The organism is Aeromonas fluvialis (assembly GCF_000819885.1).
GTDB lineage: Bacteria > Pseudomonadota > Gammaproteobacteria > Enterobacterales > Aeromonadaceae > Aeromonas > Aeromonas fluvialis.
The window spans coordinates 54,516-67,083 of the sequence record NZ_CDBO01000008.1; the positions used below are offsets into that span (position 1 = coordinate 54,516).

A 12,568-nucleotide genomic window follows, 5' to 3' on the forward strand; every position below is an offset into this window, starting at 1 on the left:
AGTCTACGCGTGCTCTCTACACTAGCCAACAATTTCAGCCACTTGGCACTGCGCATCACCCTGAGCGCGCGGGCCCGGCGGCGGGTTTTGTGGCCGTCCATCCCAAGATGGCGGGCGCAGGATCCCACTAATAACAACCGGAAGCCATGTATGAATGCTCTCACCGCGGGCGGTCACGCCCTTCGTCATGACTGGACCCTTACCGAGGTTCAGGCTCTGTTTGCCCTGCCGTTCAACGATCTGCTGTTTCAGGCCCAGACCGTCCACCGCGCCCACTTTGACCCGAATGAAGTGCAGGTGAGCACCTTGCTCTCCATCAAGACCGGCGCCTGCCCGGAGGATTGCAAATACTGCCCCCAGAGTGCCCGTTATCACACCAGCCTTGAGGCCGAACGGCTGATGGAGGTGGAAAAAGTGCTGGAGCGGGCCCGCGAAGCCAAGGCCAACGGCTCGTCCCGTTTCTGTATGGGGGCCGCCTGGCGCAACCCCAAAGAGAAGGACATGCCCTACATCATCCGGATGATTGAGGCGGTGCGGGGGCTCGGCATGGAGACCTGCATGACGCTAGGGATGCTGACCGCCGATCAGGCGGCCCGTCTTGGCGCTGCGGGGCTCGATTACTACAACCACAACCTCGACACCTCGCCGGAGTTCTACGGCGAGATCATCTCCACACGCACCTATCAGGATCGGCTAGATACCCTTGAGCACGTGCGCGGCGCCGGCATGAAGGTCTGCTCTGGCGGCATCATCGGCATGGGCGAGCAGGCCAAGGATCGGGCGGGCCTGTTGATGGCGCTGGCCAACCTGCCGCGCCACCCCGAGAGCGTGCCCATCAACATGCTGGTCAAGGTGAAGGGAACGCCGCTGGAGGATCAGGAGAACCTCGATCCGTTCGAATTTATCCGCACCATCGCCGTGGCGCGGATCATGATGCCCGCCTCCCATGTGCGCCTCTCCGCCGGACGGGAGAAGATGAACGAGCAGATGCAGGCGCTGTGCTTTATGGCCGGGGCCAACTCCATTTTCTATGGCTGCAAGTTGCTGACCACCCCCAACCCGGACGAAAACAGCGACATGCAGCTGTTCAAGCGACTCGGCATTCGCCCCGCCCAGCGTGCCCAGAAGCCGGATGTGGTGCAAACATTGGAACTGGAAGCAGAGCTGCTGGCCGAAGTGAGCCGCCAGAGCGAACCGGCCGAGATGTTTTATGACGCCACCCGCCCCCGTGCAGGGGCCGTGCGGTCATGACTGGCCTTGCAGTCACAGGCCCCTTTGCATTGGGCGCGGCGCTGGCCGAGCGCGAGCAGGCTGGTCTGCTGCGCAGCCGCATCGCGACCGACGGGGCGAGTGGCGGGCGGCTCCGGGTGGCGGGGCGCGACTACCTCAATTTTTCCACCAACGACTATCTGGGGCTGGCAGATCATCCCGCCATCAAGACCGCCTTCAACGCGGGGATTGAGCGTTATGGTACGGGCTCCGGCGCCTCGCCGCTGGTGACCGGTTACAGCCGTGCCCACCAAGAGCTTGAGGAGACTCTGGCCGAGTGGCTGGGGGTGGAGGCGGTGCTGCTGTTCAACTGCGGCTTTTCTGCCAATCAGGCGGTGCTCAAAGCCCTGCTCGGCAAGGATCATCTGCTGTGGCAGGACAAACTCAACCACGCCTCCCTGCAGGAGATGGGCAGCCAGTTGCCCTGCAAGATGAAGCGCTTTGGCCACAACGATATGGCAGCCCTTGAACGGCTGCTTGAGCCAAATCGCGGGCTGATTGTCTCGGAGGGGGTATTCAGTATGGACGGGGATCAGGGCCCCTGGGCTGAACTGGCTGCACTGGCCGCCCAAAGCGGAAACTGGCTGATGATCGACGATGCCCACGGCCTCGGTGTGCTGGGGCCCGAGGGGCGTGGCACCCTGGCGGCGCAAGGGGTGAACCCGGCCAGCGTACACATTCAGATGGGCACTTTTGGCAAGGCGCTTGGGGTCGCTGGCGCCTTTGTCGGCGGCAGCCGCGCGCTGGTGGAGTATCTGGTCAATTTCGCCCGCCCCTATGTCTACAGCACCCATATGCCCGCCGCGCAGGCTTGCGCCGTCAGCAAAAGTATCGAATTGGTACGTGCGGCCGATGAGTCCCGCGCCCATCTTGGCCAGCTGCTCGCCCGTTTCCGACAAGGGGCACAGACGCAGGGTTGGCAGCTGGGGGCGAGCGTCACCCCCATCCAGCCGCTGTTGGTGGGGGAGAGCAGTGCCGCCCTGAAACTGGCCGAACGGCTGCGGGATCGCGGCGTCTGGGTCAGCGCTATTCGCCCGCCCACGGTGCCGGTCGGTACGGCGCGGCTGCGTATCACCTTGAGCGCTGCTCACCGCGAACAGGATGTGGATCGCCTGCTCGATGCCCTCGGCCCCTGTTCGTGCGGTGCCACGTCGGAGGACTCTCACCATGGCTGAGCGTTTTCAAACGGTCGACAAGGCCCAGCTAGCCCGCCGCTTCGGCGCCGCTGCTCGTCATTACGATGCTCACGCCCGCTTTCAGCAGGAGGTGGGTCAGGCGTTGCTGGAATGGATGCCGAGCAGGCCGGTTGGCACTGATCTGACGGTGAGCGGGCTGGATCTGGGCTGCGGCACCGGTTTTTTCTTGCCCCAACTGGCGAATCGCTGTCACCAGCTGGTGGGGCTGGATCTCGCCCCCGGCATGCTGGCGCAGGCCGCCTTGCGTGGCAGCGGCGCCCGCCTGCTCTGCGGCGATGCGGAGCAGCTTCCTTTCGCCGATAACACGTTCGACTGGGTTTTCTCCAGTCTGGCGTTACAGTGGTGCGAGCGTCCGGCCCATGCTTTTGGCGAGTTGCTGCGGGTGGTCAAACCGGGCGGCCAGATTTTTTTCTCGACCCTGCTCGATGAGTCGCTCTGGCAGTTGCGAGCCGCCTGGCAGCAGCTTGATGGTCGCGCCCATGTCAATCGCTTCCTCAGCCTGCCACAATTGGAGCAGGCGCTGGCTAGCGCCGGGGTAGCGGCTCCCGAACTGCGTTGTATCACCTGGGATCTCGCCTATCTTGAATTGCCGCAGTTGTTGCGCGATCTCAAGGGGATTGGGGCCAATCAAATCAATGACAATGAACGGGCCGTTGGACTGAGCGGTCGCGCCAGATTGCAGCAGCTGGCGCAGGCGTATGAGGCGTTTCGCCAGCCCGATGGCAGGCTGATCGCCAGTTATCGGGTGTGCCTCGGCCGCCTCAGCAAGCCTCGCTGAGCGCCGGGAATCGCAGTGTGTGCAGGGTAGTCAACGGGCCCTGCCAAGGAGAGAACCGTATGAAATCATTCTTTATCACCGGCACCGATACCGATGTGGGCAAGACGCTGGTGGCGCGCACCCTGCTGCGCGAATTTAGCGCACAGGGAATCAAGTGCGCGGGTTACAAGCCGGTCTCGGCCGGATGTGCCCGCACTCCAGACGGGCTGCGCAACCTGGATGCCGTTCTGTTGCAGGAGGCGGCGAGTCTGCCGCTGCCCTATGAGGTGGTCAATCCGTTCGCCTATGAGCCGCCGATTGCGCCCCACATTGCCGCCAGCGAGGCGCGCCAGCCCATCACCATGCAGGGGTTGAGCGAGGGGCTGCGCAAGATTGAACAGGCTGGGGCCGAACTGGCGGTAGTGGAAGGGGCGGGGGGCTGGTATCTGCCGCTCGATCGCAAGCACCTGCTTTCGGACTGGGTGAAACAGGAGAACATGGCGGTGATCATGGTGGTGGGGGCCAAGCTAGGTTGCCTCAACCACGCGCTGCTTACCTTTGCCGCCATTCGTAACGATCAACTACCGGTGGCGGGCTGGGTAATTAATCGGCTCCATGGTTCCATGAGCCATTATCAGGAAAATTTGGACACCCTGAGGGGCTTGCTACCTGCCCCCTTCCTCGGTGAAATTCCGTTTATAAACAATCCGCTTGAAGCCAATTTGCAGGGGCGTATCGATATCTCGCCGCTCCTGTGACGGCATATTCAGCGAACATTCATCGAGCCTCCCTAAAATTCATCCGTAACATGGAGACAGGGAGGTCGAGTGATCTCTTTCGATGTCTTTCATTCTCACAAGGAGTCTATATGAAGCGAATTATGCTATTCCTGGTGACCAACCTGGCCGTCATGCTGGTGCTGGGGGTGGTACTCAATATCCTGTTCTCGGTTCTGGGGATCAACAAGTCCAGCATTTCCGGGCTGCTGCTGTTCTGTGCCGTGTTCGGTTTTGGGGGTTCCTTTATCTCCTTGCTGATGTCCAAGTGGATGGCCAAGCGCAGCTATGGTGTCCAGGTCATCGAGCAACCCCGTAACGAGACCGAGCACTGGCTGGTGAGCACTGTGGCTCGTCAGGCCCGCGAAGCGGGTATCAAGATGCCGGAAGTGGGGATCTACGACTCTCCCGAGATGAACGCCTTTGCGACCGGTGCCCGCCGCGATGATTCGCTGGTGGCGGTCTCCTCCGGCCTGCTCTACAGCATGAGCCGTGACGAGGCGGAAGCGGTGCTGGCCCACGAAGTGAGCCACGTGGCCAACGGCGACATGGTGACCCTGACCCTGATCCAGGGGGTGGTGAACACCTTCGTGATGTTCTTCGCCCGCATCGTGGCCGGCGTCATCAGCAACTTCTTCAGCTCCAACAACGAGGAAGAGAGCAGCAGTAGTGGCGGCTTCGCCTACATGATCACCGTGTTCGTGCTGGAGATGCTGTTCGGCGTGCTGGCCTCCATCATCGTCATGTGGTTCAGCCGTCAGCGTGAATTCCGCGCCGATGCCGGTGCCGCCAAGCTGGCCGGTCGTGACAAGATGATCGCCGCCCTTGAGCGTCTCTCCCGCGGTGCCGAGCCGCAGATGGAAGGCGCCATGATGGCCTTTGGCATCAACGGCAAGCGCTCCATGAGCGAGCTGTTCATGAGCCACCCACCCATAGAGCAGCGTATCGCCGCCCTGCGTGGTTAAGCGATCCTGCCATTAAAAACGGCTGCCCTCGGGCAGCCGTTTTGTTTTCTGGGGCCGCCCTCTTAGGGGCGCGGGGCTTATCGCGGGCCGATCACCAGATCGGTGAGCGGCACGGCGCAGCAGGTGAGGATCTTGCCTTCGGCCCGTTCGGCGGCAGTGATGGCGGGGGCGTCGGGGTGATCCACTTCGCCCGAAAGCAGGGTCTGCTTGCAACTGCCGCAGATGCCGGCACGGCAGCTCCAGGGCAGCTCCACCCCTTGTTTGCTGGCCTGATCGAGGAGGGTGCCCTGATTGTTGCCGGCAAACACCCGCTCGCCGATGTGCAGTTGCACCGTCTGATGAGCGCGGGCCACCGAGAGGATGGCGCCGCCAAAGCTCTCCTGCCTGATGCGTGCGGCCGGCACACCAAGGGCTGCCACTTTGGCCGCCGCATCGGCCATAAAGCCGTGGGGGCCGCAGATAAAGACCTCTTTTTCGGCCAACCCTTTTACCAGCGCGAGGTGCTCATCGTTGAGTCGCCCTCTCTGCCCCTGCCAGTGGCTGTCCGGCTGGCTCAGGATAATGGTGAGGGTCATCCCCTGCTGCGCCATGGTGTGCAGCTCGCCGGCGGCGGGAATGTCCGCTTCGCTGCGGCACAGGTGCATAAAGTGGACATCGCCAAGCTCGCCGCGCAGGGCCAGAGTGCGGGCCATCGCCAACATGGGGGTGACGCCGGAGCCTGCGGAGAGCAGCAGGAGATTGTGCTCACGGCCCAGGTGAAACTCTCCTGCAGGGTTGGCGGCCAGCAGGGTATTGCCCACCTGCAACTGCTGATGCAGCCAGTGGGAGATGCGGCCACCTTCCACCTTCTTGACGCTGATGCTGTATCGCTCCGGGTGATCCGCTGTGGAACTCAGGGTATAGCGCCGCTGAACCCGCTCGTTTTTGATATCTAGGCTGATGGGTAGATGCTGGCCCGGCAGGTAGTCGGGCAGGGGCTCGCCATCGGCCGCCTCGAACCAGAAGGTCTCGAGATCCCGCGCCAGCGGTTCGCGGGCCACGCAGATCAACTCCCGCTTTTTGGGGGCTGCGTTGGGGTAGACAGGCGCGCGGGTGCGTTCCAGTACCTCGATCTCGCTGCCTGCCTCAATCCACCCCTCGTTCAGCGCCACCAGATTCTGGCCGAAGTAGACCTCGCCATCCTCGCCGCGGCGGTAACGGGTGAGGGTGGCCAGCGGCTCTTTCAGGGCATTGAAGCGATCGGTGCCTGCCTCCACCGTGGTCATGATGCAGCGGCTGCAGGGCTTGGCCACCCGAAACTCCACCTCGCCGATACGGATGCGCACCCAGCTGTCCTCCTCGAAGGGTTGAGTGCCGCTTGCCATCAGATTGGTGCGAAACTGGCTCATCTGGTGCAGGGCATCGGAGCGCAGATTGAGATCCTCAAGCGAAGCCTGACTAATCAGCAGCAGCGGATAACCGTCGGCAAAGCTGACCCGGGTGCCGCTCTTTTCCCGAAAACGATCAGAGGTTTCACCCAGCCAGAGCAGTTGCACCGTTTCCCCTGCCACCCGGCTTAGCCAGCTGTCAGCAATGGGGGTGGTATGCAGTGCGGTGAAGCGGTCGCCCCAAACTCCTGTCGCTTGCGGGGCGCGGCTGAAGTGAGCCTCTTGCAGGGAGAGCGGTTCAACGCCCGGATAGTTCAGTTGCAGGCCACCTGCAACTGGAGTCGCAACCACCTGCTGCAACTGGGGGTGGGTGCGCGCGGTGACAAAGGTGCCGTCCGGTTTGACCACCATAAAGCGGCGATCGCCGGCGAGCCCCTCTTCGGTTACCCGGGCGCGGGCCAGCGCCATGCCCGCAGTCGACTTGATGGGGTAGAGATGAATGCTGGCTAGCGTCGGCATGTCCGGTTCCTTATTGAAGTGACTGTTTTTGCTAGGGAAGAGGGCAACATAACGGTTCCTTTCTGATCCGGCAATCTCTTCACTGTGCCGATCGATGGCGAGACAGACAATGCAGTTTTTTTGATAAACCGGCCCCTGTTTGCCGTGCCGATTTTGGTGGTGTCGGGTCACACGCGGCAAAGGCCGAGGTCAATCAGGAAGATGTTAGCTGAGTCACGTTCCGCTCTATTTGAGTCATCAACTGCAACATTTTTTGATCCTGATGCGCTAATCAGTACAAAAAAGCGACCATTATCGACTCAGTTCCCAGTTTCTAACGCTTTCGCTTCTTCCCTCTCTGGCCACCGTCCGCTTCGGCGACACGGTATCAAGTGCTATCGGAGTGGGCCTGTTACCCAACAAGAAGAAAGCAATGTATGAGCAAACAACTGGACATGACCCCATTGCCGGATCTCTCCCTGAAAACGGGAACAGGCCCGGTGCGTACCCGGCTACCCGTCTGGCGGCCGGCCTTGCCACCCTGCAATCACGCCTGCCCGGCCGGAGAAAATATCCAGGCCTGGCTCTCTCTGGCGCAGGCCGGCCGTTTTGAGGCGGCCTGGCAGACCCTGATCGAAGAGAACCCCTTGCCCGCCATTCATGGTCGGGTCTGCTATCACCCCTGCGAGAGCGCCTGCAACCGCGGGCAGGTGGATGAATCCGTCTCCATCCACGCCATCGAGCGCTTCCTCGGCGACGAGGCGCTGGCCCGTGGTTGGCTGCCCGCAACCCCCGCGCCCGCCAGCGGCAAGAAGGTGCTGGTGATCGGTGCCGGCCCCTCCGGCCTCTCCTGCGCCTGGCATCTAAACCGGCTCGGTCATCAGGTGGAGATCCGCGAAGCGGGGCCACTGGCGGGCGGCATGCTGCGCTTCGGTATTCCCGCTTACCGTCTGCCTCGCGATGTGCTGGATCGGGAGGTAGCCCGTATCGTGGCGGCCGGAGTGACGCTGACTCTCAACCACAAGGTGGCGGATGTGCTGCGCGAGCGTGACGAGGGGGGCTTTGACGCCGTCTTTATGGCCATCGGCGCCCATCTGGCCAAGCGGGTCGATATTCCGGCCCGGGAGGCGGGCAAGATCCTCGATGCGGTGAGTTTCCTCGAGCAGGCCAGTCTGGCCGAAGAGCAGGGCTTGCCGCCCCCCAAACTGGGACGGCGGGTGGCCATCTACGGCGGTGGCAATACCGCCATGGATGCGGCTCGCACCGCCCGCCGTTTGGGCGTTGAAGAGGCGATGATCATCTACCGCCGCGACCGGGACCACATGCCCGCCCACGCCTTTGAAGCCGATGAGGCCGAGGAGGAGGGGATCAAGATCAACTGGCTGCGCAGCATCCGCCAGCTCGACAACACCAGCATCGAAGTGGAGGTGATGGCGCTGGATGCCGAGGGCAAGCCGGTGCCCACCGGCAAGTTTGAAACCCTTGAAGCGGACTCCCTGATCCTGGCGCTCGGTCAGGAGGTCGACCTCTCGGTGCTGGAGAGCATTCCCGGCGTGCGGGTCAACAAGGAGGGTGTGGTGCAGGTTGGCGAAAACCTGATGACCGATGTGCCGGGTCTGTTTGCCGGCGGCGACATGGTGCCCTCCGAGCGCACCGTCACCATCGCCACCGGGCACGGCAAGAAGGCAGCGCGTCATATGGATGCCTGGTTGCGTGGTCGCCACTACCACAAGCCGCACTCCTACCCGCTGGTGGGGCCAGAGCAGTTGCAACTCTGGTTCCAGACCCACGCCCCGGCCAGCAGTCAGCCGGCCAAACCGGCGTGGGCGCGGGATGACTTTGGCGAGATCATCGGCGGGCTGGATGAGGTGGCCGCCCGTTACGAGGCGGCGCGCTGCTACTCCTGCGGCAACTGCTTCGAGTGCGACGGCTGCTATGGCAGTTGCCCCGAGCAGGCCATCGCCAAGCTGGGGCCGGGGCTGGGGTATCAGGTGGATGCAGAGCGCTGCACCGGCTGCGGTGCCTGTCATGACCAGTGCCCCTGTCACGCCATCCTGCTGCGTCAACCGGAGGAGTCCCAATGAAACATGAACTGATCATGGTTGACGGCAACGAAGCCGCGGCCCGGGTGGCATACCAGCTGAGTGAAGTGTGTGCCATTTACCCCATTACCCCGAGCTCGACCATGGCCGAGCTGGCCGATGCCTGGGCGGACGAGAAACAGACCAACCTGTGGGGCAACATCCCCACCGTGGTGGAGATGCAGAGTGAAGGGGGGGCGGCCGGCACGGTACACGGCGCCCTGCAGGCGGGGGCGCTCGCCACCACCTTCACTGCCAGTCAGGGGCTGATGCTGATGCTGCCCAACATGTACAAGATCGCCGGTGAATTGACCTCGGCGGTGTTCCATGTGGCGGCCCGCTCGCTGGCGGCGCAGGGGCTCTCTATCTTTGGCGACCATCAGGATGTGATGGCGGCGCGCAGCACCGGCTTTGCCATGCTCGCCTCCGGCTCGGTGCAGGAGGCGCAGGATCTGGCGCTGGTCGCCCACAGCGTTACCCTGCAGTGCCGGGTGCCCTTCATCCACTTCTTCGACGGGTTCCGTACCTCCCACGAGGTGAACAAGATCACCGCCCTGCATCGGGATGAAATTCGCGCCCTTATCGACAACGACTGGGTACGCGCCCACCGTGCGCGGGCCCTCAACCCGGATCATCCGGTAATGCGTGGCACCGCCCAGAACCCGGATACCTATTTCCAGTCCCGCGAGAGCGTCAACCCCTTCTACGAAGCGGTGCCGACGCGGGTGCAGCAGTGCATGGACAATCTCGGCGAGCTGACAGGTCGCCACTACCGACTGGTGGAGTACCACGGTGCACCGGATGCCACCGATGTCATCGTACTGATGGGCTCGGGGGCGGCCACCGCCCGCACCACGGTGGATTGGCTCAACCAACAGGATCGCAAGACCGGGGTCTTGGTTGTGCGTCTCTATCGCCCCTTCCCGGTACAGGCGCTGCTCGATGCGCTTCCCGCGAGCGTGCGCCGCATCGCGGTACTGGATCGCACCAAGGAGCCGGGGGCCGGTGGCGAGCCGCTGCTGCTGGATGTGCAGAGCGCGCTGATCGACGGCTTGCAGCGCGGTCTTATCAAGCGGCTTCCGTGGCTCAGTGGCGGTCGCTACGGCCTCTCCTCCAAGGAGTTCACCCCCGCTATGTGCGCGGCCGTGTTCGAGGAGCTCTCCTCCGATGCGCCGCGCCCCCGCTTTACCGTGGGCATTGTCGATGATGTGTCGGGCCTCAGTCTGGCCTGGCACCCCATCGGTGATCTGGAGCCTGCCAGCCGGGTGCGGGCGCTCTTCTTCGGCCTTGGTGCCGACGGCACCGTGGGCGCCAACAAGAACAGCATCAAGATCATCGGCGAGCTGGAGGGGCTCCACGCCCAGGGCTACTTCGTCTACGACTCCAAGAAGTCGGGCTCGCGCACCGTCTCCCACCTGCGCTTTGGCCCCGAGCCCATCGACGCCCCCTGGCTTATCGAGCAGGCGAGTTTTATCGGTTGCCACCAGTGGGGGTTTGTCGAGTCGGTGGACTTGCTGGAGCACGCCGCCGAAGGGGCGACCCTGCTGCTTAATGCTCCCTATGAGGCGGACAAGGTGTGGGGCCAGCTGCCCGAGCGGTTGCGCGCCCGTATCCGCGCCCTCAATATCCAGCTCTACTGCATCGATGGCGATCGGGTGGCCGAGCAAAACGGCATGGGCAATCGCATCAACACCATTATGCAGACCTGCTTCTTCGCCCTGGCCGGAGTCTTGCCACGGGATGAGGCGATCGCGCTGATCAAGGAGAGCATCGAGAAGAGTTATGCCCGCAAGGGACCCGAGGTGGTGGCGCGCAACTTCGCGGCGGTGGACGATACCCTGGCTCACCTCTGCAAGGTGGCGATCCCGGCCGGTGAGGAGCAGATCAGCGACTATCCGCTGCCACTGGCACCGGGGGGCAGCGAGTTTGTCCAGCGGGTCACAGGCGAGATGTTGGCGGGGCGTGGCGATCTTATTCCGGTCTCCATGCTGCCGGTGGATGGCACTTACCCCACCGCCACCAGCCGCTTCGAGAAGCGGGATATCGCCCGCGAGATCCCGATCTGGCACTCCGATATCTGCATTCAGTGCGGCAACTGCGTCTTTGTCTGCCCCCACGCGGCGCTGCGGGCCAAGTTCTACCATCAGGACTGGCTGGCGACCGCCCCCGAGGCGGCCCAGTCGGTGCCCGTTACCGCCAAGGGTTTCCCCGACAGCCGCTATACCTTGCAGCTCTATCCGGAGGATTGCACCGGCTGCGGCCAGTGCGTGCAGGCTTGTCCGGTGCGGGCTGGGGCTGATGAAGAACACGAGGGCGAGCGCGCCATCACCATGCTGGATAAGGCGCCGCATCTGGCTGGCCAGAAGCAGGCGCTGCGCTGGTTCGAGAGCCTGCCGTGGCCTGCCCGCGAGCGGGTGGACTTCTCCACGGTGCGCGGTGCCCAGTTCCTCGAACCCCTGTTCGAGTTCTCCGGTGCCTGCGCCGGTTGTGGCGAGACCCCGTACCTCAAGCTGCTGACCCAGCTGTTTGGCGATCGCATGCTGGTGGCCAACGCCACCGGTTGCTCCTCCATCTACGGCGGCAACCTGCCGACTACGCCGTGGGCCAAGAACGGCGAAGGGAAGGGGCCGGCCTGGTCCAATTCCCTGTTCGAGGACAACGCCGAGTTTGGCTTTGGCTTCCGCCTCACCGCCGATCAGCATCACGGTCAGGCGGTAGCGGCCCTTGAAGCGATGAAGGGGGAGCTGGGCGCCGAGCTGGTCGATACCCTGATTAGCGCCCCGCAGCGGCTGGAGTCGGAGATCCGCGCCCAGCGTACCCGGGTGGCGCAAGTGCGCGAGCGGCTGGAGGAGGTGAAATCTGGCAAGGCCCGCGAGCTGCTCTCCTTGATTGATCAGCTGGTGCGCCGCTCGGTCTGGATCATCGGCGGCGATGGCTGGGCCTATGACATCGGCTCAGCGGGGCTCGATCATGTGCTCGCCTCCGGGCGCGATGTGAACGTGCTGGTGATGGATACCGAGGTCTACTCCAACACCGGCGGTCAGATGTCGAAATCGACCCCGCTCGGTGCCGTCGCCAAGTTTGCGGCGGGGGGCAAGACGCTGGCCAAGAAGGATGTGGCGTTGCAGGCCATCTCCTACGGCAACGTCTATGTTGCCCGCATCGCCTTTGGTGCCAACCCGCAGCAGGCGCTGCAAGCCTTGCGTGAGGCGGAGGCCTATCCGGGGCCGTCGCTGATCATCGCTTACAGCCACTGTATCGCCCACGGCATCGACATGGAGTTCGGCCTGACCCAGCAAAAACGCGCCGTGGCCTCCGGTCACTGGCCGCTGATGCGCTACAACCCGGTATTGCGCAGTGCGGGGCAGAACCCCTTCAGCCTCGACAGCCTGCGCCCCTCCATCCCCCTTGCTGAATATCGGCAGGAGGAGACCCGTTATCGGGTGCTGGCCCAGAGCCATCCGGAGGAGGCCGAGCGGCTGATGCAGGTGGCGCAAAAAGTGGCGTGGCAGAAGTGGGCCACCTACGAGGAGATGGCTACCCGCGAGGCCAGCCATTTCCATCCGCCGGTGTGATGGTGAAGTGAGTGAAATATAACCAAGCGGGCCAGTGGTCCGCTTTTTTGTATCGGGAGACTATTGGATGTCACTACTCACTAT

Annotated in this window: 8 protein-coding genes; 7 read left to right on the forward strand and 1 reads right to left on the reverse strand. The window is 63.3% G+C overall.

Annotated features, from left to right (window positions below):
• The first annotated feature begins 150 nt into the window (after nt 1–150).
• From bioB to htpX, 5 genes are all read left to right on the forward strand, one after another.
• On the forward strand, nt 151–1,251 hold the full coding sequence (gene bioB / locus BN1125_RS01300; RefSeq protein ID WP_042010091.1) for a biotin synthase BioB: 1,101 nt from the start codon (nt 151–153) through the stop codon (nt 1,249–1,251).
• Nucleotides 1,248–2,444, forward strand: coding sequence for an 8-amino-7-oxononanoate synthase (gene bioF / locus BN1125_RS01305; RefSeq protein ID WP_042010092.1), 1,197 nt, complete (start codon nt 1,248–1,250; stop codon nt 2,442–2,444). Before bioB ends, bioF begins: the two co-directional genes overlap by 4 nt.
• Nucleotides 2,437–3,243 (forward strand): malonyl-ACP O-methyltransferase BioC, encoded by an 807-nt coding sequence (bioC, locus tag BN1125_RS01310; RefSeq protein WP_042010094.1) that lies wholly within the window; start codon nt 2,437–2,439, stop codon nt 3,241–3,243. The genes bioF and bioC overlap by 8 nt, the downstream gene beginning before the upstream one ends.
• A 59-nt stretch (nt 3,244–3,302) precedes the next feature.
• Complete coding sequence (bioD, locus tag BN1125_RS01315) at nt 3,303–3,980, forward strand: dethiobiotin synthase (RefSeq protein ID WP_042010095.1); 678 nt, start codon at nt 3,303–3,305, stop codon at nt 3,978–3,980.
• A gap of 110 nt (nt 3,981–4,090) precedes the next feature.
• Nucleotides 4,091–4,963 (forward strand): protease HtpX, encoded by an 873-nt coding sequence (gene htpX, locus BN1125_RS01320; protein ID WP_042010097.1) that lies wholly within the window; start codon nt 4,091–4,093, stop codon nt 4,961–4,963.
• Nucleotides 4,964–5,040: 77 nt separating this feature from the next.
• On the opposite strand, the gene BN1125_RS01325 is transcribed toward htpX, so the two are convergent.
• A complete protein-coding gene (locus tag BN1125_RS01325; RefSeq protein ID WP_042010099.1) occupies nt 5,041–6,849 on the reverse strand; it encodes an MOSC N-terminal beta barrel domain-containing protein in 1,809 nt (602 codons plus the stop codon).
• 416 nt (nt 6,850–7,265) lie between these two features.
• On the opposite strand from BN1125_RS01325, the gene BN1125_RS01330 reads away from it, so the two are divergent.
• On the forward strand, nt 7,266–8,912 hold the full coding sequence (locus tag BN1125_RS01330) for an NAD(P)-binding protein (RefSeq protein WP_042010101.1): 1,647 nt from the start codon (nt 7,266–7,268) through the stop codon (nt 8,910–8,912).
• A complete protein-coding gene (nifJ, locus tag BN1125_RS01335; RefSeq protein ID WP_042010103.1) occupies nt 8,909–12,484 on the forward strand; it encodes a pyruvate:ferredoxin (flavodoxin) oxidoreductase in 3,576 nt (1,191 codons plus the stop codon). The genes BN1125_RS01330 and nifJ overlap by 4 nt, the downstream gene beginning before the upstream one ends.
• The last annotated feature ends 84 nt before the right edge of the window (nt 12,485–12,568 follow it).